This window comes from Paraburkholderia sp. JPY465 (assembly GCF_050436725.1).
In the GTDB taxonomy this organism is placed as follows: domain Bacteria; phylum Pseudomonadota; class Gammaproteobacteria; order Burkholderiales; family Burkholderiaceae; genus Paraburkholderia; species Paraburkholderia youngii.
In genome coordinates this window covers 350,129-376,133 of sequence record NZ_JBNDMT010000003.1, presented here as the reverse complement: position 1 = coordinate 376,133, position 26,005 = coordinate 350,129, and the positions used below count along the sequence as shown (strand labels likewise).

The following is a 26,005-nucleotide window of genomic DNA, read 5'->3' as shown; positions in this document are numbered from 1 at the left end:
ATGACGACGAACACGACGCTGTCGATCCGCCGCTTCGACGCGAGCGATACCGAAGCGGTGATCGCGCTATGGCAGCAGGTGTTTCCCGAGTATCGCGACGTGACGCGACCGCAGCGCAATCCGCGTCTGTCGATTGCGAACAAGCTCGCGACGCAACCGGAACTGTTCTTCATCGCGGTGCTCGATGGCCGCATCGCCGGCACCGTGATGGGCGGCTATGACGGACACCGCGGCTGGCTGTATTCGCTCGCGGTCGACGCATCGCTGCGACGTCACGGCATCGGCACGCGGCTCGTTGCGCATGTCGAGAGCGAGCTGACGAAGCTTGGTTGTCCGAAGCTGAACCTGCAGGTACTGTCGTCGGCGTCGGCTGAAGTGCGCGCGTTCTACGATGCGCTCGGCTATCGCGCCGATGCGGTGGTCAGCCTCGGCAAGCGCCTCGGCCAATACGCGGACGCAGCCGCGGCGGGTTGATTCACGTCGTACACCTGATTAAAGAAGGCCGCATGCGCTGGTTGGCGCATGCGGCCTTTTTCATTGCTCTCTCACGAGCGGCGCACATATCGGCGGATTCGGACAAATAGCAGATGGCGGGCAGACGGATTGCCTAGAATCGTTTACGCAAGAGGCGACGCCGGGGCTGGAAAAGACGTTCGCGGCGGTTCGCGAAGTTCCCCGCGGCGGCTCATGCATCTGAGTCCCAACGCGTTTGAATCCTAAGGGGAATCTTCATGGCGACTTATGTGGTGCTCCTGCAATTCACGGATCAGGGAATCCGCGCGATCAAGAACACAGCGCAGCGAGCCGGGCAGACGGCGGAGATGGCGAAATCTTTTGGCTGCGAAATGAAAGAGATCTACTGGACCTTGGGGGAATACGACATTGTCTCGGTCGTCGAAGCGGTAGACGAGCAGAGTTTCCTCGCCTTCGGCTTCGCGCTCGGCTCGGCCGGCAATGTCCGTTCGCAAACACTGCGTGCGTTCACCAAAGATGAAATCAGTGCGGTTATCGGGAAACTCCCATAATTCCCGCTCTGGTCAGCAAGAAAAAACGCGCCGCACGACGTTGCATCGTGAGGCGCGTTGCAAGAAGGAGGTGTGCGAATAAACGGCACACGTCCAACTCATCAGCTACTTATTCACCCAGGTAAGCGGCCCGAACCTTCGGATCGTCGAGCATCTGTTTCGCGTCGCCCGACATCGTGATCAGACCGGAGTCCATCACGTAGCCACGATTGGCCGCCTGCAGCGCGAGACGCGCGTTCTGCTCGACGAGCAGAACGGTCATACCTTCGGCGGAAATCGAGCGCACCACTTCGAAGATCTTCTCGACCATGATCGGCGAGAGGCCCATCGACGGTTCGTCGAGCAGCAACAGTTTCGGCCGCGAGATGATTGCGCGCGCCATCGCGAGCATCTGCTGCTCACCGCCCGACAGCGTGCCCGCGTATTGCGACGCGCGCTCCTTCAGACGCGGGAAGAAGCCGAACATGCGCTCGACGTCCGACTTGATACCGTCGACATCGTTGCGCAGATACGCGCCCATCTGCATGTTCTCGACGATCGACATGCGCGCGAAGATGCCGCGACCTTCCGGCACCATCGCGAGACCGCGCTTGAGCAGCTCGTGCGCGGGCAGGCCTTTGATCGACTGGCCCATGTACTCGATATCGCCGGCCGCATACGCCTTCAGGCCCGTGATCGCCTTCATCGTCGTGGTCTTGCCCGCGCCGTTCGCGCCGATCAGCGTGACGAGTTCGCCCTGCCCGACCTCGAGGTCGACACCCTTGACCGCCTGGATGCCACCGTAGTTGACCTGCAGGCCCTTGATTTTCAACATTGCTTGCGTCGTGGACATCAGTGAACCCCCGCACCCAGATAAGCTTCGATCACCTTCGCGTCTTTCTGCACGTCCTGCGGCAGACCCTGTGCGATCACCTTGCCGTAGTCGAGCACCGTCATCTGGTTGCACAGGCCCATCACGAGCTTCACGTCGTGTTCGATCAGCAGAATCGTCTTGCCGTCCGCGCGGATCTTGTCGAGCAGCTTGGTCAGCTCGACCTTCTCGGTGGCGTTCATGCCGGCCGCCGGTTCGTCGAGCGCGAGCAGCTTCGGATCGGTCGCCAGCGCACGGGCGATTTCGAGGCGCCGCTGGTGGCCATACGACAGGTTGCGCGACGTGTAGTCCGCGTATTGCGTGATGCCGACGTAGTCGAGCAGTTCGAGCGCGCGCTCCTTGATTTCGCGCTCTTCCTTGCGTTCGGCCGGCGTCTGGAACACCGCGCCCAGCAGACCGTGCTTGGTGCGCACATGACGGCCGACCATCACGTTTTCGAGCGCGGTCATGCCGCCGAACAGGCGAATGTTCTGGAACGTGCGCGCGATGCCCGCCTTCGCGACCTGATAGACCGCGGTCGGCGTGTAGTTCTCGCCGTCGAGCTTGAACTCGCCCGAATCCGGCGTGTAGAGACCCGTGATCACGTTGAAGAAGGTCGTCTTGCCGGCGCCGTTCGGGCCGATCAGACCGTAGATTTCGCCCGCGCGGATCTGCAGGCCGACCTCGGAAAGCGCCTGCAAACCGCCGAAGCGCTTGTTGACGCCCTTCACCGACAGACGGATCGCCGCGTTGTTGCTTACGTTATCGCTCATGTCTTTTTCTCCACCGGACCTTATGCGCGCACCGGCTTCTTGCCGCTACGCTTTGCCAGCTTCGCAATCTTGTCTTCGTGCTTCGGCGCCGGCCACAGGCCTTCCGAGCGATACAGCATGATCACGACCATCGCGAGACCGTACAGCAGCTGACGAATCACTTCGGTATCGACGACTTCATGGCCGAAGATCATGTTCTGCAGCGGACCCATGGTGGAGCGCAGGAACTCGGGGAACACCGCGAGCAGCACCGCGCCGAGGATCACGCCCGGAATGTGGCCCATGCCGCCGAGCACCACACAGGCGAGCACCACGACCGATTCCCAGAACGTGAACGATTCCGGCGACACGAAGCCCTGGAACGCACCGAACATCGCGCCCGACAAGCCGCCGAACGACGCGCCCATCGCGAACGCGAGCAGCTTCACGTTGCGGGTGTTGATGCCCATCGCCTTGGCGGCAATTTCATCTTCGCGGATCGCGGCCCACGCGCGGCCGATACGCGAATGCTGCAGACGCGTACACGTCCAGATCACGAACAGCGCACACAGCACGAACAGGTAGTAGTACAGGTACACCGCCGGGAACTGCATGCCGAACAGCGAGTGCGACTGCGCGAAGCTGAAGCCGCCGATCTGCACCGGAGCGATCCCGGTGATCCCCTTCGGACCGTTGGTGATGTTTACCGGACGGTCGAGGTTGTTCATGAAGATCCGCACGATTTCCCCGAAGCCGAGGGTCACGATCGCCAGGTAGTCGCCACGCAGACGCAGCGTCGGCGCGCCGAGCAGAATCCCGAACATCGCGGCCAGCGCCATCGCGATCGGCACGATGATCCAGATCGGCACGTTCAGACCGTGCGGCGCGAGCGCCGCGATCCACTCGAATTGCGTCGACAGGTGCGGCGAACTGAGCAGCGCGGCCGTGTAGGCACCGATCGCGTAGAACGCGATGTAGCCCAGGTCCAGCAGGCCGGCAAAACCCACCACCACGTTCAGGCCGAGCGCGAGCATCACGTACAGCATCGCGAAGTCGAGCACGCGGACCCAGTAGTTGCCGCCCGCCGCGCCGATGATCATCGGCGCCGCGATCACGAAGATCGTCGTCAGGATGCCGATGGTCAGCGTCTTCGTGCGGTTCTTTTCGGGAATGAGCGTCGTGGACGGCTCGATCGGTTGAATTGAGGTCATGATTGTTGACTCCTTGTGGCCCGGGATCAGGCGCGATCCGCGACACGTTCGCCGAGCAGACCCGACGGACGGAACACGAGCACGACGATCAGCACGATGAACGCGAACACGTCCTGGTAGTTACTACCGAACACGCCGCCCGTGAGGTTGCCGATATAGCCGGCGCCCAGCTGCTCGATCAGGCCAAGCAGCACGCCGCCGACCATCGCGCCGCCGAGATTGCCGATACCGCCGAGCACCGCCGCGGTAAAGGCCTTCAGGCCAGGGATGAAGCCCATGTAGAAGTGCGCGTTGCCGTATTCGGACGCGATCATCACGCCGGCGAGCGCAGCCAGCGCCGAGCCGATCATGAAGGTCGCCGAAATCACGAAGTTCGGGCTCACACCCATCAGGCTCGCGACGTTCGGATTCTCGGCGATCGCGCGCATCGCGCGGCCGAGCCTGGTCTTGTGCACGAGCAGCAGCAGGCCGCCCATCACGACGAACGCCACCACGATGATCACGATTTCGGTCATCGAGATCACGGCGCCGGGCGTCGTGTCGGTGGCCTTGATCACGTTGATCGGGTCGGTGGGCAACAGCTGCGGGAACGGCAGCGGATTGCGCGACCAGATCATCATCGCGAGCGTCTGCAGCAGAATCGACACACCGATCGCGGTGATCAGCGGCGCGAGACGCGGTGCGCGGCGCAACGGCCGGTAGGCCACGCGCTCGATCGTGTAGCCGACCACCGCGCAGACCGCCGCCGCGATGAGCAACGCGATGACCAGCGTCAGCACGTTGCCGAGGCCGGGAAAGTGGTTCTGCAGCACACCTATGGCGGAGAGCGCAACCATCGCGCCCACCATCAACACGTCGCCGTGAGCGAAGTTGATGATGCCCAGAATGCCGTAAACCATCGTATAGCCTAGTGCGATGATGGCGTAGACACTGCCAAGCACCAGTCCATTCAGGATCTGCTGGATGAAGATATCCATTTATTGCTCCTTAGCCCGTGCGACTGGATTCGCGTTTTTCATCTGCCGGTGGGCGGTGATGCACTACGAATCTCAACGGCACTGCGGGTACTGATGTAAAAGACCGGTAAGGGTTATCCGCTGCCGGCTTGCTCTGACGACCGTGATGCGGTCGCGAGCTCCCCTTGGGCGGATGCAAAAACGGCACCGTTGGATGGTGTCGGTGCCGTCAGGCCGAACTTCCCGTCATCACATCTTTACGACGTCGAGCACTGCTTTCTTGCCGTCCTTGAAGTCGTAAAGCGTAATGGCGCCCTCTTTCAAATCACCCTTGTCGTCGAACGCGATGTGGCCGATTACCCCGTTGTAATCGGTCGAAGGCATCGCAGCCAGCACCTTGGGCGCCTCGATCGAATTAGCGCGCTTCATTGCATCGACGATCACGTACACAGCGTCATACGTGAACGGCGCGTAAATCTGCACCGGCGTGTGGAAGCGGTCCTCGTACTTCTTTTCGAAGTCCGCTCCGTTGGTCATTTTCGAAAGCGCGAGTCCTGCTTCCGAACAGACCAGGTTTTGCACGGCGGTACCCGCCAGCTCACCTACCTTGTCGGTACACACACCGTCGCCGCCAAGGATTTTTGCCCTGATACCGAGCGCCGCCGCCTGCTTCGTAAACGGCCCGCCCGTCGCGTCCATGCCGCCGAACATAATCGCGTCCGGCTGAACACTCTTGATCTTCGTGAGAATGGCCCGGAAATCCGTGGCCCTGTCGTTCGTCGCCTCCCGCGCGACGATCTTCGCGCCGCTCGCCTCGGCGGTCTTCGCGAATTCGTCCGCGAGACCTTTGCCGTAGGCGGTCGCATCGTCCACGATCGCGATCCGTTTGGCGCCCAGCGCCTTCGTCGCGTAATTGGCGAGCGCGGGACCCTGTTGCGCGTCGGTCGCGACTACCCGATAAGTCGTCTTGAACCCCTGCTGCGTGTAGGCCGGATTCGTCGACGACGGCGAGATCTGCACGATGCTCGCGTCGCTGTAGATCTTCGACGCCGGAATCGAGACCCCGGAGTTCAGGTGCCCGATCACCGCGACCACGTGATCGTCGACCAGTTTCTGCGCGACGGCGGTACCCGTTTTCGGGTCCGCCGCATCGTCCTGCGCGTCGAGTTGCAGCTGGATCTTGCGACCGTCGATCGTCAGCCCCTGCGCATTGATTTCCTCGACCGCGAGGCGCGCCCCATTTTCGTTGTCCTTGCCCAGGTGCGCGATGCCGCCCGTCAACGGGGCCGCATGACCGATCTTTACGATAGTCGCTTCACTCGTGGCGGCGACCGCCGCGGACGAAGCCGCCGATGCGCCCGCACCCGCTTCGCCATCCTGTTTCTTGCCGCACGCGGTCAGCATCGCAACCGCGGCCGCGATGGACACGGCGTAAGCAATTTTGACTCGCATCAAGTAAGGTCTCCTGCGCCTTGCAAAATCCACTGTCCAGGACCTCAAGGCCTTGAGAACGCGCGCATTGTAACTCCAATTATGCGGGTGGCAATATTGTTGAACCGGTGGGGTTTTCCTGCATTGCAACCTGATGTTGAAAGCAAAATCCGCTAAAAAGAGCAACCCGGTTGCGATCCGTTTGCGTGCATCAGTTGCACCGCCGCCGAACCCGATGGCATCAAGTGTTGTGGCCAGTCGGCTTGAATGCCGGATGGGCCGGGGCTTGCGTCCGATACGTCCTTTTATCTCGCGTGCGTCAAGAGCACCAATTCAGTGCATGATTAATTCTTCTCAAGCTCCTTACTTATGTTAAAACGGGGACGCATCGCTCGAAAATCAATAAAAGACCCGATCACAATTCAAAATAGTTTGTGCGCGAGAGCACTGAAACGTCCGAATTCATTCGATCAGGCACCTATTTTCTCAGCGACCCCACAGAGTCGCGCCCAAAAAAAGCGCGCCCTCGGGCGCGCTTTCCTTTCAGCGATGCTAACGGATTGTCAGGCTGGCAGGCCGAGCCCGCGCGGCAGCGGAAACGCGATGTTTTCCTCGATGCCTTCGAGCGCGCGCACGTTGCGCACACCCAGCTCACGCAGACGCGCGATCACTGCCTGCGCCAGCACCTCCGGCGCCGACGCACCAGCGGTCACGCCGATGCGGCGCTTGCCCTCGACCCAGACAGGATCGATCTGATCGGGCGAATCGACCATATAGGCCGGCACACCGAGCTTCTCTGCAAGCTCGCGCAAGCGGTTCGAATTCGAGCTGTTTGGACTGCCGACGACGATCACGACGTCGCACTGCGGCGCCATGAACTTCACGGCGTCCTGGCGATTCTGCGTGGCGTAGCAGATGTCCTGCTTCTTGGGCTCACGGATGGACGGATACTTGGCCTTCAGCGCACCGATGATTTCGGCGGCGTCGTCGACCGACAGCGTGGTTTGGGTGACGAACGCGATCCGCTCGGGATCGGCGAGCTGCAACGCCTGCACATCCTCGATATCCTCGACCAGATGCATGCCCTCGGCCGCCTGACCCATCGTGCCTTCCACTTCCGGGTGGCCTTTGTGGCCGATCATCACGATGTCGAAACCGTCCTGGCGCATCTTCGCGACTTCGATATGCACCTTGGTCACGAGCGGACAGGTGGCGTCGTACACCCGCAGCCCGCGCGACTCCGCCTCCGAACGCACGGCCTTCGACACGCCGTGCGCGCTGAAGATCACCGTGTTGCCCGCCGGCACTTCCTCCAGGTTCTCGATGAAGATCGCTCCCTTCTTACGCAGGTCTTCGACCACATAGGCGTTATGGACGATTTCGTGACGCACGTAGATCGGTGAGCCATACAGCTTGATGGCCCGCTCGACGATCTCGATCGCCCGGTCGACGCCGGCGCAGAAACCGCGTGGCTGGGCCAGCAGGATCTCCGCTTCGGCAAGAGTCGTATCCGTGATGCTCATGTTTACAAAATCCCGATGATTTTCACTTCAAACGCCAGCGCCTGGCCGGCAAGCGGGTGATTGAAATCGAACAGGGCCGACGTTTCGCCGACTTCCTTCAGCACGCCGGCGTAGCGCCCGCCGCCCGGCGCGTTGAATTCGACCAGGTCACCCGGGGAAAAATCCTCGCCGATCATGCTGTTCTCCCGCAGCGTGGCGAGGGACACGCGCTGGATCAGATCCGGATTGCGCGGGCCGAACGCCTGACCCGGCGTTAGCTGAAAGGTCGAATGGTGGCCCACCTTCAAACCCAGCAAAATATCTTCCAGCGGCGGCGCCAATTGACCTGCACCGAGCAGCAACGTGGCCGGCTTGTCGTTGAACGTGTTGATCACTTCGGCGCCATCGGCAAGGGAAAGCCGGTAATGCAGCGTGACGTGTGAACCGGGTTTCACCTCGGAAATATCGATGATGCTCATGCAATGCTCGCTCAGTCGAAGCGCGCTGCACGCGTGCGCCGCGGGCGCAGTCGACGCGTGTGGCAGACCGTCGGGGTGCCGTGCGCAAAGCGTCTATTGTAAGCCACCTAGCGGGCGCCGGCTTGAGTCCGTCGCGCGCGTGGGCGGCACGGCCGTCCGGCGCGTTGCGCCGCTTGTGCGCCGTCAACCTTACGCGGAGGACTCTATATATATGGCTGATTTCGCCAGCACAATCGACGAAACACCTGCAGCAACGCTGCGACCGAAGGCGCGGGCACGCGCCACAGGCGGCGTGAAAGCCGCTTCCAACCGGTCGGCCAAGACTCCTTCGGAAGCCGCCGACTCGGCCGTCCGCAGCCGGCGGCAACTGTTCCGGGGCAAATGGCTCCGGCGCGACATGCCGCGCGAGCGACTGATCGACCAGGGCCCCGACGTGCTGTCGGACACCGAAATGATCGCGCTCGTGCTCGGCTCCGGCCTGCCCGGTCACGACGTGTTCAGCGTCGCGCGGGCGCTGCTCGATCGCTTCGGCTCACTGCGCGCGATGCTCGACGCGACTTATCAGGATTTCGACGGCATTCGCGGCATTGGCCCGGCAAAAAAGGCGCAATTGCTAGCGATCATGGAAATGGCGCGTCGCTCCCTCGTGGACAAGATGCGCAAGCGCCCGCTGATGAATTCGCCCGAAGCAGTCGAAAGTTATCTGCGCCTTCTGATCGGTGGACAGCCGCAGGAGGTGTTCGTGTCGCTGTTCCTCGACGCGCGGCATCGGCTGATCCGCTGCGAGGAAAGCGCGCGCGGCTCGCTCACGCGCATGGCCGTGTATCCACGCGAGATCGTGCGGCGGGCGCTCGCCGCGAACGCGGCCAGCCTGATCGTCGCGCACAATCATCCGTCCGGCGCCGTTGAGCCGAGTGCCAGCGACTGCCGCCTCACGCAGACACTGCGCGACGCGCTCGCGCTCGTCGATGTGCAGCTGATCGATCATCTGGTAATCGGCGCGGACAGCGTATACTCGTTCGCCCGCGCCGGCTGGCCGGGGCTCGCGCGTAAGCCCGCTGGAGCGCGGGAAGCGGAAGGGCCACCCCACAGTGCCGTGTCCCGCATCGCAAATAAGGTTTGATTTTGCGGCTTTTTTTCTGCTAGAATTCCGGTTTGCCTATTTCCAACCCCCTGTTCCGAAGCCATCAAGGCGTTCCGCAAAGGTCAGGCGGCTGTGGTAGCGAAGTGCCTCGATGCAAATTCGGCGCAAGTTCGTACACTCTCAGCGCGGCTCTTTTCGGGAAACTTTCACGGCGTTCGAACTCAGAATTAGCGTATTAGGAGTGCTCTCATGGCACGCGTATGCCAAGTAACTGGGAAAGCGCCGATGAGCGGCAACAACGTTTCCCACGCGAACAACAAGACCAAGCGCCGGTTCCTGCCGAACCTGCAAAGCCGCCGTATCTGGGTGGAAAGCGAAAACCGTTGGGTGCGTCTGCGTATTTCGAACGCTGGCCTGCGCCTGATCGACAAGAACGGTATCGACGCTGTGCTCGCAGACCTGCGCGCACGCGGTGAAGCCTAAGGAGTAAATCATGGCGAAAGGCGCACGCGACAAGATCAAGCTGGAATCGACCGCAGGCACGGGTCACTTCTACACGACCACGAAGAACAAACGCAACATGCCGGAAAAGATGCTGATCAAGAAATTTGATCCGGTCATCCGGAAGCACGTTGACTACAAGGAAACCAAGATCAAGTAATCTTGGCTCTCCAGCCTGACGAAGGCAAGAAACATGAAAAGCCTCGCATCCGTGCGAGGCTTTTTTGTTTTTGGGCGGTCTTCGCGATAGGGCAGCAATGCGCGCGCAAATCGCCCTATTCCGTTCAGCCAGCTTTCGCTAGTGCGTCGTGGCGCGTATCCTTTGTCGTTTTCGCGGCGTGCGGTTCGCGCGCAGTCATCGCAATATGAAAGACGGAGATGTGGGCAATGGAATTCGATGTGGCGATTGTCGGTAGCGGTCTGGCTGGATTGAGCGTCGCGCTCAATCTTGCGCAGACACGGCGCGTTGCTGTGATCGCCAAGCGATCGCTGACCGAAGGCGCGAGCGACTGGGCGCAAGGCGGCATCGCCGCGGTGCTGGATTCCGCGGATAGCGTCGAGAATCACGTGCGCGACACGCTGATTGCGGGTGGCGGTCTATGCGACGAGGCTGCGACGCGCTTCATTGTCGAACATGGGCGCGCCGCGATCGAATGGTTGATCGAGCAGGGCGTGCCATTCACGAAAGACGACGCCGCCGAGCTGGGCTTTCATCTGACGCGCGAAGGCGGCCATAGCCATCGCCGGATCATTCACGCGGCCGACGCGACCGGCCATGCGGTCGTCGCCACGCTCAGTGAGCAGGTGCGCCATCATCCGAACATCGTGCTGTTCGAAGATTATCACGCGATCGACCTGATCACGTCCGAACGTCTCGGCCTACCCGGCCGCCGCTGCCATGGTCTGTATGCGCTCGATCTGCAAAGCGGCCGCACCGTTACGATCGAAGCGCCGCATACGGTGCTCGCGACCGGCGGCGCGGGCAAGGTCTACCTCTACACGACCAACCCCGACACCGCGACCGGCGACGGCATCGCGATGGCATGGCGCGCCGGCTGTCGCGTGGCGAACATGGAATTCATCCAGTTCCACCCGACATGCCTGTTTCACCCGTACGCGAAGTCGTTCCTGATTTCGGAAGCAGTACGCGGTGAAGGCGGGATTCTGAAGCTGCCGGACGGCACTCGCTTCATGCCCAATCACGACGAGCGCGCGGAGCTTGCGCCGCGCGATATCGTCGCGCGGGCGATCGACTTCGAGATCAAGAAACGCGGCATCGACTGCGTGTACCTCGACATCAGTCACCAGCCGGCCGCGTTCCTGCACGAGCATTTCCCGACGATCCTGGCCCGTTGCCTCGAGTTCGGCATCGACATCACAAAACAGCCGATTCCGGTGGTACCGGCCGCGCATTACACGTGCGGCGGCGTCGTCACCGATCTGGCGGGGCGCACTGACCTCGCGGGTCTCTACGCGGTCGGCGAAACGTCCTGCACCGGCCTGCACGGCGCGAACCGGCTGGCCAGCAATTCGCTGCTCGAATGCCTCGTGGTTGGCCGCGCGGCCGCCGAGGCGATCGAAGCGGAAGGCTTCGCCGCCGCCGTGCACGCGCCGCTGCCGGCTTGGGACGAAAGCCGCGTGTCCGATCCGGACGAGGAAGTGGTGGTCGCGCACAACTGGGACGAACTGCGCCGGCTGATGTGGAACTACGTCGGCATCGTGCGCACCGACAAACGGCTCGAGCGCGCGAAGCACCGGCTCGCGCTGTTGCGTGACGAGATCCACGAGTACTACGCGAACTTCAAGGTGAGCCGCGATCTGCTGGAGCTGCGCAATCTGGTCGACGTGGCGTCGCTGATCGTGGACGGCGCGCGCTCGCGGCGCGAAAGCCGCGGCCTGCATTTCAGCCGCGACTGGCCTGCCACATTGCCCAAGGCGCTGCCGACGGTGCTCACGCCGAAATATGTCCGAAGGCCGAATGCCTGACGGCATCGCGCCGAAGCACACCCTGAAACGGCGCTGTAAATAACACGGCCATTGCCGGCAAACTCCGGCAATGCCTTGTTCGGTCGTCAGGAGCGTCGATCGATGCGCTAAAACGCGCGACGCTTAAACGATCCGCATCGAGTAGTCGGTCGCACGCACGTCCTTGGTCAGCGCGCCAATCGACACGCGATCCACGCCCGTCTCCGCGATCGTGCGCACGGTCTCGAAATTGACGCCGCCGGACACCTCGAGCACCGCGCGACCGGCCGTGATGCGAACCGCGTCGCGCATCATGTCGATTGAGAAGTTGTCGAGCAGGATCGACTGCGCGCGATGCGCGAGCGCGGTTTCCAGTTGTTCGAGCGTCTCGACTTCGATCTGGATGGGCACGCCCGCATTCAACGCGTGCGCCGCATCCATCGCCGCACCCACGCCGCCGGCCGCCGCAATGTGGTTTTCCTTGATCAGAATGCCGTCGTACAGCGCGAGCCGCTGATTGGCACCGCCGCCGACGCGCACCGCGTACTTCTGCGCGAGCCGCAATCCCGGCAGCGTCTTGCGCGTATCGAGAACGCGTGTGCTCGTATGGGCAATCGCGTCGACATAGCGGCGGGTCGCGCTTGCCACGCCCGACAGCAACTGCAGGAAATTCATCGCGTTACGCTCTGCGGTCAGCAGCGCGCGCACCGGCCCGCGCAGATCGCAGACCGTCGTATCGGCGCTCATGCGCTCGCCCTCGCGGTAACGCCATTGAACTTCGATGCGCGGATCGACCGCACGCATCACCGCGTCGAACCAAGGCACGCCGCACAGCACCGCCTCCTCGCGCACGATGATGCGCGCGTTGCGAACGTCATCGGCAGGCACGAGGCGGCCGGTCTGGTCGCCGCTACCGATATCTTCGGCGAGCGCATCGGCGACATTGCGCGCGAGCGCCGCGTCGAACGCCGCGCCGTACTGCGCGTGAATCTCCGCGAAAAGCGGCGATGTTGCGTCGGCCTCATCGCGCGCCACTGCCTGCTCAGGCGCCTTCTGCACCGCCGTCATTACGCTGCTCCCACGTTCGAATACAGTTGCGCGTCGCGCGCAAGATCGCCGCTCGCCTGCACGCGCTTCTTGTGACGGGCCGCGAAATCGAGCATACGGTCGATCGGCAGACGCGCCCGCTCGCCGATCGCGCGATCGACGAAGATCTCGTTATGGCCGCGCTCGAGCACATCGGCCAGATTCGCGAGGCCGTTCATCGCCATCCACGGGCAATGGGCGCAGCTCTTGCAGGTCGCGCTGTTGCCGGCCGTCGGCGCGGCGATCAGCGTCTTGCCGGGCGCGGCGAGTTGCATCTTGTGCAGGATGCCGAGGTCGGTCGCGACGATGAAGTGCGTCGCGTCGAGCTTCTGCGCAGCATCGATCAACTGCGTGGTCGAGCCGACCACGTCCGCCAGCGCGACCACGTTGGCCGGCGACTCCGGATGCACGAGCACCTTCGCGTGCGGATATTCGGCGCGCAGCAGATCGAGCTCGATGCCCTTGAATTCGTCGTGCACGAGGCACGAGCCCTGCCACATCAGCATGTCCGCGCCGGTCTTGCCCTGGATGTAGCTGCCCAGATGACGGTCCGGTGCCCAGATGATCTTCTCGCCTCGCGCATGCAGATCGGCGACGATTTCCAACCCGATCGACGACGTCACCATCCAGTCCGCGCGCGCCTTCACGGCCGCGCTAGTGTTCGCGTACACGACCACCGTGCGGTGCGGATGTGCGTCGCAGAACGCCGAGAACTCGTCGACCGGACAGCCGAGGTCGAGCGAACAGGTCGCGTCCAGATCCGGCATCAGAATGCGCTTATCTGGACTGAGAATTTTTGCGGTCTCACCCATGAAGCGCACGCCCGCGACCACCAGCGTCTGCGCTTCGTGATCGCGCCCGAAGCGCGCCATTTCCAGCGAATCGGCCACGCAACCGCCGGTTTCGTCTGCAAGCTCCTGCAATTCAGCGTCAACATAATAATGCGCGACCAGCACCGCTTTCTCGCGCTTGAGTAACTCGCGGATGCGCGCCTTCAGCGCCCGCTTCTCTTCCGCCGACGGCGTCTCGGGCACCTTCGCCCACGCCTGCCCGATCCCGCAGGTCGTGCCCTGCGCCTGAGGCCGATCGAATTCGACGGTCCTGATCGCCTGCTGCTCCATCATCTCCTCTGCCCTCACCTGGCCGCCGCGGCTTGCCACTCGCGCAACACGCGCAACGCATTTGCACGGCCCAAAAATGCAAAACCCCGCCAACGCGGGGTTTTGTGACGTCCTTAAATTTTAATAGATTTCAGGCATAGCGACGCAGTCGCATCGCGAAGTCTTGCAGCGCCTTGATCCCGCTCTGCTCGGCGCGATGGCACCAGTCCTGCAATTGCGCCAGCAATTGCTCGCGCGACGCGTTGGAGCGCTCCCACATCGCTGCCAGTTCGTTGCGCATGTCGATGTAGGTCTTCAGCTTCTGGCTGCTCGCAAAAATTTGCGGCAGCTGGAGCCTCTGCGGCTCATTGAGGCCCGCCTCTTCCTTGTGGAACCAGCTACGCGCACCGCGCATCACCTGATACTTCTCGCGTGCGCCGACTTCCTTCAGATGCGCGAGCTCCTGACGGTACGCGCGCTTGATCGCCTTCGCGTAACGCTCCATCACTTCGTAGCGGTTCGCGAGCACGGCCTGCAGCGTGTCCTGATCGAGCACGAGCTTGCCGGTGGTCAGCCGCGGCGTCGGCGCGATCTTCTTCACCTTGGCCAGACGAAATGCCTGCATGATGCGGATGTACATCCAGCCGATGTCGAACTCGTACCACTTGTTCGACAGCTTCGCCGACGTCGCGTACGTGTGGTGATTGTTATGCAGTTCCTCGCCACCGATGATGATGCCCCACGGGAAAATGTTGGTGCTCGCATCCGACGAATTGAAGTTGCGATAGCCCCAGAAGTGCGCGAGGCCGTTGACCACGCCTGCGGCCCAGAAAGGAATCCACACCATCTGCACGGCCCAGATGGTCAGACCGACGACGCCGAACAGCGCGACGTTGATCACCATCATCAGGCTCACGCCGAGAATCGGGTATTTCGTGTAGACGTTGCGCTCGATCCAGTCATTCGGCGTACCTTGACTGAACTTGCGCATCGTTTCTTCGTTTTTGGCTTCGGTGCGATAGAGTTCGGCGCCTTCGAGCAGCACCTTCCAGATGCCGCGCGTCTGCGGGCTGTGCGGATCCTCTTCGGTTTCGCACTTCGCGTGATGCTTACGGTGAATCGCGGCCCACTGGCCGGTCAGCATACCGGTGGTCATCCACAGCCAGAAACGGAAAAAATGGCTGGCGATCGGGTGCAGATCCAGCGCGCGATGCGCCTGGCAGCGATGCAGATAGACGGTCACGCCGATAATCGTGATGTGCGTCACGATCAGCGTGTACACGACGAGTTGCCACCACGAGAAATGCAGCAGTCCGTGGGCAAGGAAATCGAGCAAAGAATTCAACAAGGTAAGTTACCTGCAGAACGAGAGATACGAAGCACACGCGGCGCGTGTGTCATGAAAGTGAAAGCATACAGCGGGATAGGACGATATTCTACTGGAAGCGTTCCAAGTGTTTGTAACAAATAGGGATTTTTTGTGCGCTATCAAGCTGCTAGCGATTGTCTCGGAACTGGCGCATCACTTGCGAGGGCCAAAAGCTGGGCCTAACGACCGTCGTTGGTGGCCCCGTCGGCGGCCCTGAGCGCTGAATCGGTCGCGGCCTCGTGCGCGGGATCGGTCATTACTTCCGGGTGCGGCATTGCGCCGCCTGCCTGACCGACGATGCGCACCTCACGTTGCGCAAGCGGAATCCTGATGCCGTGCTCGGAAAAGAGGCGCCAGATGTTCCGGTTGACCGCCGAGAGCACGCCACGTGTGCCGCTCGCCGCGTCTTCGATCCAGAAGCCCAACTCGAGATTGACGCCGTCCGGGCCGAAACCGACCAGAAATGGCGTCGGCGCCGGCTCGCTCAACACCCGCGGCACGTCGGCGGCGGCCAGGGCGAGCAGCGTCATCGCCTGCTCGACGTCGGATGTGTAGGCGATCTGCACGGGCACCCTCGCGTGGCCGCGAGTCAGAAACGACGACTGGTTCTGTACGACGTCGGTGATCAGCTTCTCGTTCGGAATCAGCGTTTCGATACCGTCGAGTCCGCGCACGACCGTATAGCGCGTGCGGATCTGCGTGACGCGGCCCTGCAGGCCGCCCACGTTGATCGTGTCGCCGATCCGCAACGAGCGGTCGAGCAGGATGATGAAGCCCGACACGTAGTTGCTCGCGATCTTTTGCATGCCGAAGCCGAGCCCGACGCCGAGCGCGCCGCCGAACACGCCGAGCACCGTGATGTCGATGCCGACGATCGACAGGCTGATCAGGATCGCCGCGAGCACGAAGGCCGCGCGGCCGACGCGCGCGACCACCACCTTCAGGTTCGCGTCGAGCGTCTTGGAGCGCATCAGGCGATCTTCGAACGACGAGCCGAGCCACATCGCGACGATCATCGTGACGGCGACCCACAACAGCCCCGTGATCAGCGACAGCAGCGTCATATGCGCATTGCCGACGCGGAAGCTCACGCTGTCCATCCATGCGATCACGGCATTCTGAATGCCCAACAGCGTGAGCACCATGCCGACCCAAACGACCACCGACACGATTTTCTCGACCAGAAACAGCCACGGATGCTCGCCCCCTTCGCGGTTGAACACCCGCCGCGCGAAGAAGAACACGATGTAGATCAGCCCGATGCCGACGAGCGGCACCAGCGCCAGATCGAGCAGCGCGGTGTCCATGAACTGGCCGGCGATCGCCCGCGCGAGCCACACGAGCGCCGCGCCGATCAGCGGAAAAGCCGCTCGATCCAGACTTTCCATGCCGAAACGCAGGCTCTCGTAGCGCGGCGATTGCGACCGCTTGATCCGGCGACGCAGCGTCCGCGCGACCAGCCATGCGACGAGCAGCGTCCCGAGCAGGATCGCGACCTGCCACAGCATCACGGGCTGACCGAAGTCGCGCGCGATGTCGCTGAACATGTGGGGGAAAATCGTGTGCATGGATGTCGCCGAAATCGCCGACACGTGCGGATTCATCGGCCAATCCGCGCGCGCCGGCCTGCAGCCGGTTGCCTAGCTCTGGCGCTCGAGCACGGCGGCGAAGAAGCCGTCGGTCGCGTGGCGGTGCGGCCACAGCGACAGGTAGTCGCCCATCTCCAGCTCGATGCGCTGCTCGGCGAGCACGTCGCGCACGGGCACCAGCGCGAAATCAGTGTGGTCGGCGAGGAACTGCTGCACGACCGCCTCGTTTTCCGCGTCGAGAATCGAGCACGTGGCATAGACGAGCCGCCCGCCCTTCTTCACGAGACGCGCCGCGCTCGCCAGAATCGACGCCTGCTTCGGCGCCAGCTCGGCAATCGACTCCGGCGACTGGCGCCACTTCAGGTCCGGATTGCGGCGCAGCGTGCCGAGGCCGCTGCACGGCGCATCGACGAGCACGCGGTCGATCTTGCCAGCCAGACGCTTGATCTTCGCGTCGTGTTCGCTGTCGATCAGCACCGGGTTCACGTTCGACAGACCGCTCCTCGCGAGACGCGGCTTCAGCTTCGCGAGACGCCGCTCGGAGATGTCGAACGCGTAGAGCCGGCCGGTCGAGCGCATCGCCGCGCCGAGCGCCAGCGTCTTGCCGCCCGCGCCGGCGCAGAAATCGACGATCATCTCGCCGCGCCGCGGCGCGACCAGCGAGCACAGCAGTTGGCTGCCCTCGTCCTGCACTTCGAGCCAGCCCTGCTGGAACGCGTCGAGCTTCGTCAACGCCGGCTTGCCGACCACGCGCACGCCGAGCGGCGCGAACGGCGTCGCGCCTGCCTCGATGCCGGCCTTCGCCAGCGCGCCCAGCACGTCGTCGCGGCTCGCCTTGATCGGGTTCGCGCGCAGATCCAGCGGCGCGGGATAGTTCAGCGCGGCGGCCAGCTGCGCGAGCTCAGGGCCCTCGAAACGCGTGCTCAAAGCCTGGCAGATCCAGTCGGGCAGATTCAGGCGAATCCGCAGCGGCAGGCTTTCCGGGTCGATCTTCGACACGTGTTCGAGCCACGTCGCCTCGGCCTCGGTGACGAACGGCTTGAGCGCCGAGCGTCCGACCGTTTGCATCAGGCCCAGCAGGGCCATGCGGCGCGCCGGGCTGCCGGTGCCGCTTTCGGCCAGATGCGCGAACTCCATCCGGCGGCGCAGCACCGCGAACACCGCCTCGGCGATCACACCGCGCTCGGCGTGGCCGAGCTTCGGATGCGCGCGGAAGAAGCGGCTCGTGGTGGCGTCAGCGGGGCCGTTCAGCCGCAGTACTTCGGCCAACAGCGTTTCAGTTTGTCCAATCAGGAAACCATGCAATCTCATGCGCCCTCTCCGGCGGTGTGACCGGCAAAGAGCCATTGCGGCTCCGACGGCGTAAGCGTGACGCGCGAGCCGTCCAGAGCGAGACGCCCTTCGACGAACCAGCGCACCGCGCGTGGATAAATGATGTGCTCGGTGGCGAGCACGCGTGCGGCGAGCGTCTGTGCGGTATCGCCCGCCTCGACAGGCACGGCCGATTGCACGACGATCGGCCCGTGATCCAGCTTTGATGTGACAAAATGCACCGACGCGCCGTGGAACCGCACGCCGGCGTCGAGCGCCTGCTGGTGAGTCTGCAGGCCCGGAAAGCTCGGCAGCAGCGACGGATGCACGTTCAGCATGCGCCCGGCGTAATGGTCGACGAAGCGCTCGGTCAGCACCCGCATGAAGCCCGCGAGCACGACGAGGTCCGGCGCGATAGCGTCGATCTGCTCGGCGAGCGCCGCGTCGAAGCTGTCGCGATCCGGAAACTGGCGGTGGTCGACCACCGCCGTGGTGATGCCATGCGACGCCGCGAATGCGAGCCCCGCGGCATCGGGACGGTTGGCAATCACGGCGGCGACCCGCGCCGGCCAGCCTTCGCTCGCGCAAGCGCGCACGATGGCTTCCATGTTGCTACCCCGCCCGGAAATCAGGATGACGAGTTTTTTCATGCGCGGATTTTATCATTCGGCAATCGCCCGACCGCGACCGCGCAGCCGTCTATTGCGCCAAGCGTTTATAATCGATTGTTTTGCGGCACCCTACCCGCGTCCCTATTGCAATCGCAGCAATCCGCTATCGTGAGAGTCTTCCGCGGTCTTCCCAATGCCGAGAGCCGCGCGCCGTGCGCGCTGACCATCGGCAACTTCGACGGTGTCCACCGCGGCCACCAGGCTCTGCTCGCGCACGTGCGCGCGGCCGCCAACGCGCGTGGCCTGCCCGTCTGCGTGATGACCTTCGAGCCGCACCCGCGCGAGTTCTTCAACCCGGCCGGCGCGCCGCCGCGCATCGCGATGCTGCGCGACAAGCTCGAGGCGCTGCGCACCAACGGAGTCGACCGGGTCGTCGTCGAGCACTTCAATCACACGTTCGCGAGCCAGTCGCCCGATGCATTCGTCGAGCGGATCATCGTCAACGGCTTGCACGCGCGCTGGATCATGATCGGCGACGACTTCCGCTACGGCGCGAAGCGCGCCGGCGATTTCGCGTCGCTGCGGGAGGCCGGCAAGCATTACGGCTTCGAGGTCGAACAGATGGCGACGGTCGCCGATCCGTCGGGCGCGCGCATCTCGAGCTCGGGCGTGCGCGCGGCGCTGGTCGCGGGCGACCTCGACTCGGCGCGCGCCGCGCTCGGCCGCGACTATCTGATCAGCGGCCACGTCACCCATGGCATGAAGCTCGGCCGCGATCTCGGCTTTCCGACGCTCAATCTGCCGATCGCGCACAAGCGTCCGGCTCTGGCCGGCATCTTCGTCGTACAGGTGCACGGCATCGCCGAGCACCCGCTGCCGGGCGTCGCGAGCCTTGGCCTGCGCCCCACCGTCGACGATTCCGGCCGCGTGCTGCTCGAAGTGCACCTGCTCGATTGGCACGGCGATGCGTATGGCAAACTCGTGCGCGTCGAATTTCTGAAGAAGCTGCGCGACGAGGAGAAGTTCGTCGACCTCGAAACGCTGACCGCCGCGATCGCGCGCGACGTCGCCAATGCGCGTGCATGGTTCGCCGCGGTGGGCGCCGGCACGCCGGGCAGCCGTTCCACCGGTTTCGCCACTTCGGCCACCGACCGAATTAGATAACCGCCGCGGTTCGGGCCGGCGCGCCGCGCCGCACGAACCGTCGCCGCGCGCATCGAAGGGCATCCGGGCTTCACGCGGGGCCGCCTGCCGGGCGCGCCCCGCTCCTCGCGCAGCGCGCAATCCGCGCGCCGCTACGCATAGAAACGAATTCACCGCCACCCACATCATGAGCAACAAGAAAGCCGATTCGAAACCGCAGTCCCGCTACCCGGTCAACCTGCTCGACACGCCGTTTCCGATGCGCGGCGACCTGCCCAGGCGCGAGCCGCAATGGGTCAAGGACTGGCAGGAACGCAAGGTGTACGACAAGATCCGCGCCGCCTCCAAGGGCCGCACGAAGTTCATCCTGCACGATGGCCCGCCGTATGCGAACGGCGACATCCACCTCGGCCACGCGGTGAACAAGATCCTGAAGGACATGATCGTCAAGGCGCGCAATCTGGCGGGCTTCGACGCGGTCTACGTGCCGGGCTGGGACTGCCACGGCATGCCGATCGAAATCCAGATCGAAAAGCAGTTCGGCAAGTCGCTGCCGGCGGCCGAAGTGATGCAGAAGGCGCGCGCCTACGCGACCGAGCAGATCGAAAAGCAGAAGGCCGGCTTCCGCCGCCTCGGCGTGCTCGGCGACTGGGACAATCCGTACAAGACGATGAACTTCGCGAACGAAGCCGGCGAAATCCGCGCGCTCGCGAAAATCATGGAAAAGGGCTACGTGTTCCGCGGCCTGAAGCCGGTCAACTGGTGTTTCGACTGCGGCTCGGCGCTCGCTGAAGCGGAAGTCGAGTACAAGGACAAGACCGATCCGACCATCGACGTGCTGTTCAGCTTCGCCGAACCGGAGAAGACCGCGCAGGCGTTCGGCCTCGCCGCGCTGCCGCGCAACGAAGGCGGCATCGTGATCTGGACCACCACGCCGTGGACCATTCCCGCCAACCAGGCGCTGAACCTGCACCCGGAAATCGTCTACGCGCTCGTCGACACGCCGCGCGGCCTGCTGATCCTCGCCGAGGAACGCGTCGAGGACTGCCTGAAGCTGTACGGCCTCGAAGGAAAGGTCATCGCGACGACGCCGGGCGAAAAGCTCGTGAACCTGCGCTTCAATCACCCGCTCGCGTCCGCGCACCCGGGCTACAAGCGCACCGCACCGGCCTATCTGGGCGACTACGTGACGACCGAAACCGGCACCGGCATCGTGCACTCGTCGCCCGCGTATGGCGTGGAAGACTTCGTGTCGTGCAAGTCGCACGGCATGGCCGACTCGGACATCATCAATCCGGTGATGGGCGACGGCCGCTACATCGAATCGCTCGCGCTGTTCGGCGGCCTGTCGATCTGGGCGGCGAATCCGCAGATCGTCGAGGCGCTGCAAGGCGCCGGCGCGCTGCTGCGAACCGAAAAGTACACGCACAGCTACATGCACTGCTGGCGCCACAAGACGCCGATCATCTACCGCGCCACATCGCAGTGGTTCGCCGGCATGGACGTGAAGCCGAACGACGGCGACAAGACGCTGCGCGAGACCGCGCTCGAAGGCATCGAGAACACGGCGTTCTATCCGTCGTGGGGCAAGCAGCGCCTCTTCAGCATGATCGCGAACCGCCCGGACTGGACGCTGTCGCGCCAGCGCCAGTGGGGCGTGCCGATGGCGTTCTTCGTGCACAAGGAAACCGGCGAGCTGCATCCGCGCACGCTGGAGTTGCTCGAACAGGTCGCGCAGCGCGTCGAAAAGGAAGGCATCGAGGCATGGCAGACGCTCGATCCGCGCGAGCTGATCGGTGACGACGCGAACCTGTACGAAAAGAACCGCGACACCCTCGACGTGTGGTTCGACTCGGGCACCACACACTGGCATGTGCTGCGCGGCTCGCACAAGGACGAGCTGCAGTTCCCGGCCGACCTGTACCTCGAAGGCTCGGACCAGCATCGCGGCTGGTTCCATTCGTCGCTGCTGACCGCCTCGATGCTCGACGGCCGCCCGCCCTACAACGCGCTGCTCACCCACGGCTTCACCGTCGACGGCGAAGGCCGCAAGATGAGCAAGTCGCTCGGCAACGGCATCGATCCGCATGAAGTGGCGAACCGCCTCGGCGCGGAAATCATCCGCCTGTGGATCGCGTCGACCGATTACTCGGGCGAGCTCGCGATCTCCGAAGAAATCCTGAAGCGCGTGACGGAAGGCTATCGCCGTATCCGCAATACGCTGCGCTTCCTGCTCGCGAACCTGTCGGACTTCGACTTCGCGCAGCACGCGCGTCCGGTCGAAGACTGGCTGGAAATCGACCGTTACGCGGTGGCGCTGTCGGCGAATCTGCAAAACGACATCCTCGCGCACTACGAGAAGTACGAGTTCCACCCGGTCGTCGCCAAGCTGCAAACGTTCTGCTCGGAAGACCTGGGCGGCTTCTACCTCGACGTGCTGAAGGACCGCCTGTACACGACGGCGCCGGATTCGGTCGCGCGCCGCTCGGCGCAGACCGCGCTCTATCACATCGCTCACGGCCTGCTGCGCGTGATGGCGCCGTTCCTGTCATTCACCGCGGAAGAAGCGTGGAAGTTGTTCCAGCCGAACAGCGAAACGATCTTCACCGAGACCTACCACGCGTTCCCGGCCGTGCCGGACGCGGGCGCGCTGCTCGACAAGTGGACGCTGCTGCGCGCAGTCCGCGGCGACGTGACGAAGGCGCTCGAAGAGGCTCGGGTCGCGAACCTGATCGGCTCGTCGCTGCAGGCGGAAGTCGAAATCCGCGCGAGCGGCGCGCGTTACGACGCGCTCGCGAGTCTCGGCGACGACCTGAAGTTCGTGCTGATCACGTCGGCGGCGAGCGTCGTCAAGGTCGATAGCGAAGCGGACGAAGGTGTCGAAGTGATCGCCTCGAAGTACCTGAAGTGCGAACGCTGCTGGCACTATCGCGCGGACGTCGGCGCGAACCCCGAGCATCCGTCGCTGTGCGGCCGCTGCTTCAGCAATCTGTTCGGCAGTGGCGAAACGAGGAGCGCGGCATAATGGCGAGAACCATGTCGAAAACGTCCACCGCAAGCGGCTCGCTCGCACCCTGGCTCGGCATCGCGCTGATCGTCATCCTGTTCGACCAGCTGACGAAAATCGCGGTGCGCAAAGTGTTCGCCTACGGTGTGCCGCACGAGGTTACGCCGTTCTTCAACCTGATTCTCGTGTTCAACCGCGGTGCCGCATTCAGCTTCCTCGCGATGGCGGGCGGCTGGCAGCGCTGGGCGTTCACCGCGCTCGGCGTGATCGCGGCGCTCGTGATCTGCTACCTCCTCAAGCGGCATAGCGGGCAGAAAATGTTCTGCACGGCGCTCGCGCTGATTCTCGGCGGCGCGCTCGGCAATGTGATCGACCGGCTCGCGTACGGCCACGTGATCGACTTCCTCGACTTCCACGTGGGCGGCTGGCACTGGCCGGCGTTCAATCTCGCCGACAGCGCGATCACGATCGGCGCGATCCTGCTCGTGATCGACGAGCTGCGGCGGGTACGCGGCACACGCTAACGTCGCCGACGTGAGGCACGGCCGCGGTTGCGAGAGCCGCGCCTCACGTCCGGTTTGAAACGCGCGGCGACGGAGACGGGCAACGCCCTCGCGCCGCCTCGCGATCACGCTTTGTCGGAGGCTTTCGTTGGCAACCGCTGAACTCGCAGGCAAACACCTCGTCCTCGGCATGACGGGCGGCATCGCCTGCTACAAGATCGCCGAACTGACGCGTCTGCTGACCAAGGCAGGCGCGACCGTGCAGGTCGTCATGACCGATGCGGCCACCCAGTTCATCACCCCCATCACGATGCAGGCGCTGTCGGGCCGGCCGGTCTACACGAGCCAGTGGGACGCTCGCGTGCCGAACAACATGGCGCACATCGACCTGTCGCGCGAAGCCGATGCGATCGTGATCGCGCCAGCATCGACCGACTTCCTTGCCAAGCTCGCGCACGGCATGGCCGACGATCTGCTGTCGACGCTGTGCATTGCGCGCGACTGCCCGCTGCTCGTCGTGCCGGCGATGAACCGGCAGATGTGGCAGAACCCGGCCACGCAACGCAACGCCGCGCAATTGCGCGCGGACGGCGTCGAAGTGCTAGGCCCCGATTCGGGCCCGCAGGCCTGTGGCGAGATCGGCGATGGCCGCATGCTCGAAGCGGCCGCGACCTACGAGGCGATCGCGTCGTTCTTCGCGCCGAAGATCCTGTCCGGCCGGCGCGTGCTGCTGACCGCCGGGCCGACCTTCGAGCCGCTCGACCCGGTGCGCGGCATCACCAATCGTTCGAGCGGCAAGATGGGCTTCGCGCTCGCGCGCGCCGCGCAGCAGGCCGGCGCCGACGTGCATCTGGTGGCTGGTCCGGTCGCGCTGGAAACGCCGTGGGGCGTATTGCGCGAGGACGTGCAGACCGCTCAGCAGATGCACGACGCGGTGATGCGCGCGGTCGCGCAGGCGGACATCTTCATCGGCGTTGCGGCGGTGGCCGACTGGCGCGTCGACCACGTCAGCGATCGGAAGATCAAGAAGACCGCCGAGCGCACGCTGCCGAACTTTTCATTCGTCGAAAATCCGGACATCCTCGCCGCGGTCGCCCGGCTGCCGAAGCCGCCGTTCGCGGTCGGCTTCGCTGCCGAAAGCGACAATCTCGAAGTCCACGGCGAGGAGAAGCGCGCGCGCAAGAACGTGCCGCTGCTGATCGGCAATCTGGGGCCGCAAACGTTCGGGCTCGACGACAATGAAGTGATTCTGTTCGAAGCAGGCCGCGCGACGAAGCTGCCACGCGCCGACAAGCAGACGCTGGCGCGCGCGCTGATCGCGGAAATCGCGAAGCGTGTGCCGCCCGGCATCAGTCCGGTTGGCTGAACGAGCAAGCGACGGTGGGCCCGTCTGGCCCTACCGCCTTTGCCTGGCTAGCCGACCGGAATCACCTGGAGCACTACTGCCATGACGCTACTCTCCGTGCTCGATCAAACACCGGTGATCGCCGGCCATTCGGTGGCGGACGCGATCGCCGCGACCGTGGAACTCGCGCAGCTCGCCGACGATCTCGGCTACACGCGCTACTGGTGCGCCGAGCATCACGGCCTGCGCGGCGTGTCGAATCCCTGCCCTGAAGTGATGCTGGCGCGCCTCGGCAGCGTGACCAAACGCATTCGCATCGGCTCGGGCGGCATCATGCTGCCGTACTACAGCCCGTTCAAGGTCGCCGAGCAGTTCATGATGCTCGAGGCGCTGTTTCCGAACCGCGTCGATCTCGGCGTCGGACGCGCGCCGGGCGGCGACATGCGCACCGCGCAGGCGGTCGCCGCCGGCGCTTACAATCGCGGCGAGCTTTTTCCGCAGCAGGTCGCCGAGCTGCTCGGCCTCATGCACGGCGCGCTGCCCGACGATCATCTCGCGCAGGGTGTGCTGCTGCAGCCGCAGATCGAGACGCGCCCGCAGCTGTGGATGCTCGGCTCGAGCGAATTCGGCGGTCTGCTCGCGGCGCAGCTCGGCATCCGCTTCTCGTTCGCGCATTTCATCAACGCGCATTTCGGCAAGCAGGTCGCGCTGGCGTATCGCGAGCGCTTCCAGGCTGGCAACGAGGCATCGAAACCGTATCTGGCGGCCGCGGTCTTCGTGATCTGCGCGGACACCGAGCAGGAAGCCGCGGACCTCGAAAAAGCCGTCGATCTGCGTCGCGTGCAGATGGCGTATGGTCTGAACGAACCGATTCCGTCGATCGAGCAAGGCATCGCACAGGAATATGGCGAGCGCGAACAGCTCGTAATCGACCGCGAAAAGCCGCGCAGCATCATCGGCACGCCTGAGCGCGTGACCGAGCGGCTCACGGATTTGCAGCAGCAGTTCCAGGCCGATGAACTGATGGTGCTGACCGTCGCGGGCAGTTATCGCGCCCGCTTGCGCTCCTACGAACTGCTCGCCGAGGCGTTCCAGCTCGGCTCGAACCAGGCGGCTTGATCACAGAGGTTTTGCCAGAGTCCGCCGCGCGCCCCTCCACCACACCCACCCCCACTATCGAACCTG

At 63.9% G+C, this 26,005-nt stretch carries 24 protein-coding genes; 11 read left to right on the top strand and 13 right to left on the bottom strand.

Annotated features, from left to right (window positions below):
- Positions 1-474, top strand: coding sequence for a GNAT family acetyltransferase (locus QFZ94_RS16270; RefSeq protein WP_429458178.1), 474 nt, complete (start codon positions 1-3; stop codon positions 472-474).
- Between the two features lie 257 nt (positions 475-731).
- Complete coding sequence (locus tag QFZ94_RS16265; RefSeq protein WP_368584990.1) at positions 732-1,025, top strand: GYD domain-containing protein; 294 nt, start codon at positions 732-734, stop codon at positions 1,023-1,025.
- A 109-nt stretch (positions 1,026-1,134) separates the two neighbouring features.
- Here the strand turns inward: QFZ94_RS16265 and QFZ94_RS16260 are convergent, their stop codons facing one another.
- The 7 genes from QFZ94_RS16260 to QFZ94_RS16230 all read right to left on the bottom strand — a co-directional run bounded on the left by QFZ94_RS16260 (position 1,135) and on the right by QFZ94_RS16230 (position 8,206).
- Entirely contained in the window at positions 1,135-1,839 is a 705-nt protein-coding gene (locus tag QFZ94_RS16260) for an ABC transporter ATP-binding protein (protein WP_026228503.1), read from the bottom strand.
- A 17-nt stretch (positions 1,840-1,856) separates the two neighbouring features.
- On the bottom strand, positions 1,857-2,648 hold the full coding sequence (locus QFZ94_RS16255; RefSeq protein ID WP_152853905.1) for an ABC transporter ATP-binding protein: 792 nt from the start codon (positions 2,646-2,648) through the stop codon (positions 1,857-1,859).
- A gap of 20 nt (positions 2,649-2,668) precedes the next feature.
- Positions 2,669-3,838 (bottom strand): ABC transporter permease subunit, encoded by a 1,170-nt coding sequence (locus QFZ94_RS16250; RefSeq protein ID WP_368592345.1) that lies wholly within the window; start codon positions 3,836-3,838, stop codon positions 2,669-2,671.
- Positions 3,839-3,864: 26 nt separating this feature from the next.
- A complete protein-coding gene (locus tag QFZ94_RS16245) occupies positions 3,865-4,815 on the bottom strand; it encodes a branched-chain amino acid ABC transporter permease (RefSeq protein WP_368584793.1) in 951 nt (316 codons plus the stop codon).
- Between the two features lie 228 nt (positions 4,816-5,043).
- Positions 5,044-6,246, bottom strand: a complete 1,203-nt coding sequence (locus tag QFZ94_RS16240) for a branched-chain amino acid ABC transporter substrate-binding protein (RefSeq protein WP_429458174.1) — start codon at positions 6,244-6,246, stop codon at positions 5,044-5,046.
- A gap of 542 nt (positions 6,247-6,788) precedes the next feature.
- Positions 6,789-7,748: a 4-hydroxy-3-methylbut-2-enyl diphosphate reductase gene (gene ispH / locus QFZ94_RS16235; RefSeq protein WP_018437873.1), complete on the bottom strand. Its 960-nt coding sequence runs from the start codon at positions 7,746-7,748 to the stop codon at positions 6,789-6,791.
- 2 nt (positions 7,749-7,750) lie between these two features.
- Entirely contained in the window at positions 7,751-8,206 is a 456-nt protein-coding gene (locus QFZ94_RS16230; RefSeq protein ID WP_429458171.1) for an FKBP-type peptidyl-prolyl cis-trans isomerase, read from the bottom strand.
- A gap of 211 nt (positions 8,207-8,417) precedes the next feature.
- On the opposite strand from QFZ94_RS16230, the gene radC reads away from it, so the two are divergent.
- From radC to nadB, 4 genes are all read left to right on the top strand, one after another.
- Positions 8,418-9,329 (top strand): RadC family protein, encoded by a 912-nt coding sequence (gene radC, locus QFZ94_RS16225; protein ID WP_429458169.1) that lies wholly within the window; start codon positions 8,418-8,420, stop codon positions 9,327-9,329.
- 210 nt (positions 9,330-9,539) lie between these two features.
- Positions 9,540-9,773, top strand: a complete 234-nt coding sequence (gene rpmB / locus QFZ94_RS16220) for a 50S ribosomal protein L28 (RefSeq protein WP_006050117.1) — start codon at positions 9,540-9,542, stop codon at positions 9,771-9,773.
- A gap of 10 nt (positions 9,774-9,783) precedes the next feature.
- On the top strand, positions 9,784-9,951 hold the full coding sequence (gene rpmG, locus QFZ94_RS16215) for a 50S ribosomal protein L33 (protein WP_008919555.1): 168 nt from the start codon (positions 9,784-9,786) through the stop codon (positions 9,949-9,951).
- Positions 9,952-10,178: 227 nt separating this feature from the next.
- Positions 10,179-11,777: an L-aspartate oxidase gene (gene nadB / locus QFZ94_RS16210; protein WP_429458167.1), complete on the top strand. Its 1,599-nt coding sequence runs from the start codon at positions 10,179-10,181 to the stop codon at positions 11,775-11,777.
- A gap of 123 nt (positions 11,778-11,900) precedes the next feature.
- On the opposite strand, the gene nadC is transcribed toward nadB, so the two are convergent.
- From nadC to purN, 6 genes are all read right to left on the bottom strand, one after another.
- On the bottom strand, positions 11,901-12,824 hold the full coding sequence (gene nadC, locus QFZ94_RS16205) for a carboxylating nicotinate-nucleotide diphosphorylase (RefSeq protein ID WP_429458165.1): 924 nt from the start codon (positions 12,822-12,824) through the stop codon (positions 11,901-11,903).
- Positions 12,824-13,963 carry a quinolinate synthase NadA gene (gene nadA, locus QFZ94_RS16200; RefSeq protein WP_429461836.1) on the bottom strand — a complete coding sequence of 380 codons (1,140 nt, stop codon included), beginning with the start codon at positions 13,961-13,963 and terminating at the stop codon, positions 12,824-12,826. The genes nadC and nadA overlap by 1 nt, the downstream gene beginning before the upstream one ends.
- 130 nt (positions 13,964-14,093) lie before the next feature.
- Positions 14,094-15,290, bottom strand: coding sequence for a DesA family fatty acid desaturase (locus QFZ94_RS16195; RefSeq protein WP_429458163.1), 1,197 nt, complete (start codon positions 15,288-15,290; stop codon positions 14,094-14,096).
- A 200-nt stretch (positions 15,291-15,490) separates the two neighbouring features.
- Positions 15,491-16,879: a mechanosensitive ion channel family protein gene (locus tag QFZ94_RS16190; RefSeq protein ID WP_429458161.1), complete on the bottom strand. Its 1,389-nt coding sequence runs from the start codon at positions 16,877-16,879 to the stop codon at positions 15,491-15,493.
- A 72-nt stretch (positions 16,880-16,951) separates the two neighbouring features.
- On the bottom strand, positions 16,952-18,211 hold the full coding sequence (locus QFZ94_RS16185) for an RsmB/NOP family class I SAM-dependent RNA methyltransferase (protein WP_368584786.1): 1,260 nt from the start codon (positions 18,209-18,211) through the stop codon (positions 16,952-16,954).
- Positions 18,208-18,861, bottom strand: a complete 654-nt coding sequence (gene purN, locus QFZ94_RS16180) for a phosphoribosylglycinamide formyltransferase (RefSeq protein WP_429458158.1) — start codon at positions 18,859-18,861, stop codon at positions 18,208-18,210. The genes QFZ94_RS16185 and purN overlap by 4 nt, the downstream gene beginning before the upstream one ends.
- 129 nt (positions 18,862-18,990) lie before the next feature.
- Here purN and QFZ94_RS16175 point away from each other — a divergent pair, with 129 nt between their 5' ends.
- The 5 genes from QFZ94_RS16175 to QFZ94_RS16155 all read left to right on the top strand — a co-directional run bounded on the left by QFZ94_RS16175 (position 18,991) and on the right by QFZ94_RS16155 (position 25,939).
- The gene (locus QFZ94_RS16175; protein WP_176105244.1) at positions 18,991-19,986 is read left to right on the top strand and encodes a bifunctional riboflavin kinase/FAD synthetase; all 996 of its coding nucleotides are present in this window, start codon (positions 18,991-18,993) and stop codon (positions 19,984-19,986) included.
- A gap of 166 nt (positions 19,987-20,152) precedes the next feature.
- The gene (gene ileS / locus QFZ94_RS16170) at positions 20,153-22,990 is read left to right on the top strand and encodes an isoleucine--tRNA ligase (protein WP_429458156.1); all 2,838 of its coding nucleotides are present in this window, start codon (positions 20,153-20,155) and stop codon (positions 22,988-22,990) included.
- Positions 22,990-23,496, top strand: a complete 507-nt coding sequence (gene lspA, locus QFZ94_RS16165; RefSeq protein WP_368584783.1) for a signal peptidase II — start codon at positions 22,990-22,992, stop codon at positions 23,494-23,496. The genes ileS and lspA overlap by 1 nt, the downstream gene beginning before the upstream one ends.
- Before the next feature lie 127 nt (positions 23,497-23,623).
- Positions 23,624-24,841: a bifunctional phosphopantothenoylcysteine decarboxylase/phosphopantothenate--cysteine ligase CoaBC gene (gene coaBC / locus QFZ94_RS16160; protein ID WP_410848516.1), complete on the top strand. Its 1,218-nt coding sequence runs from the start codon at positions 23,624-23,626 to the stop codon at positions 24,839-24,841.
- 81 nt (positions 24,842-24,922) lie between these two features.
- Entirely contained in the window at positions 24,923-25,939 is a 1,017-nt protein-coding gene (locus tag QFZ94_RS16155) for an LLM class flavin-dependent oxidoreductase (protein WP_429458153.1), read from the top strand.
- The last annotated feature ends 66 nt before the right edge of the window (positions 25,940-26,005 follow it).

Coding starts and splice junctions, on each gene's coding strand:
- QFZ94_RS16270 (WP_429458178.1), top strand. CDS start 1: ATGACGACGAACACGACGCTGTCGATCCGCCGCTTCGACGCGAGCGAT.
- QFZ94_RS16265 (WP_368584990.1), top strand. CDS start 732: ATGGCGACTTATGTGGTGCTCCTGCAATTCACGGATCAGGGAATCCGC.
- QFZ94_RS16260 (WP_026228503.1), bottom strand. CDS start 1,839: ATGTTGAAAATCAAGGGCCTGCAGGTCAACTACGGTGGCATCCAGGCG.
- QFZ94_RS16255 (WP_152853905.1), bottom strand. CDS start 2,648: ATGAGCGATAACGTAAGCAACAACGCGGCGATCCGTCTGTCGGTGAAG.
- QFZ94_RS16250 (WP_368592345.1), bottom strand. CDS start 3,838: ATGACCTCAATTCAACCGATCGAGCCGTCCACGACGCTCATTCCCGAA.
- QFZ94_RS16245 (WP_368584793.1), bottom strand. CDS start 4,815: ATGGATATCTTCATCCAGCAGATCCTGAATGGACTGGTGCTTGGCAGT.
- QFZ94_RS16240 (WP_429458174.1), bottom strand. CDS start 6,246: ATGCGAGTCAAAATTGCTTACGCCGTGTCCATCGCGGCCGCGGTTGCG.
- ispH (WP_018437873.1), bottom strand. CDS start 7,748: ATGAGCATCACGGATACGACTCTTGCCGAAGCGGAGATCCTGCTGGCC.
- QFZ94_RS16230 (WP_429458171.1), bottom strand. CDS start 8,206: ATGAGCATCATCGATATTTCCGAGGTGAAACCCGGTTCACACGTCACG.
- radC (WP_429458169.1), top strand. CDS start 8,418: ATGGCTGATTTCGCCAGCACAATCGACGAAACACCTGCAGCAACGCTG.
- rpmB (WP_006050117.1), top strand. CDS start 9,540: ATGGCACGCGTATGCCAAGTAACTGGGAAAGCGCCGATGAGCGGCAAC.
- rpmG (WP_008919555.1), top strand. CDS start 9,784: ATGGCGAAAGGCGCACGCGACAAGATCAAGCTGGAATCGACCGCAGGC.
- nadB (WP_429458167.1), top strand. CDS start 10,179: ATGGAATTCGATGTGGCGATTGTCGGTAGCGGTCTGGCTGGATTGAGC.
- nadC (WP_429458165.1), bottom strand. CDS start 12,824: ATGACGGCGGTGCAGAAGGCGCCTGAGCAGGCAGTGGCGCGCGATGAG.
- nadA (WP_429461836.1), bottom strand. CDS start 13,963: ATGGAGCAGCAGGCGATCAGGACCGTCGAATTCGATCGGCCTCAGGCG.
- QFZ94_RS16190 (WP_429458161.1), bottom strand. CDS start 16,879: ATGCACACGATTTTCCCCCACATGTTCAGCGACATCGCGCGCGACTTC.
- QFZ94_RS16185 (WP_368584786.1), bottom strand. CDS start 18,211: ATGAGATTGCATGGTTTCCTGATTGGACAAACTGAAACGCTGTTGGCC.
- purN (WP_429458158.1), bottom strand. CDS start 18,861: ATGAAAAAACTCGTCATCCTGATTTCCGGGCGGGGTAGCAACATGGAA.
- ileS (WP_429458156.1), top strand. CDS start 20,153: ATGAGCAACAAGAAAGCCGATTCGAAACCGCAGTCCCGCTACCCGGTC.
- lspA (WP_368584783.1), top strand. CDS start 22,990: ATGGCGAGAACCATGTCGAAAACGTCCACCGCAAGCGGCTCGCTCGCA.
- QFZ94_RS16155 (WP_429458153.1), top strand. CDS start 24,923: ATGACGCTACTCTCCGTGCTCGATCAAACACCGGTGATCGCCGGCCAT.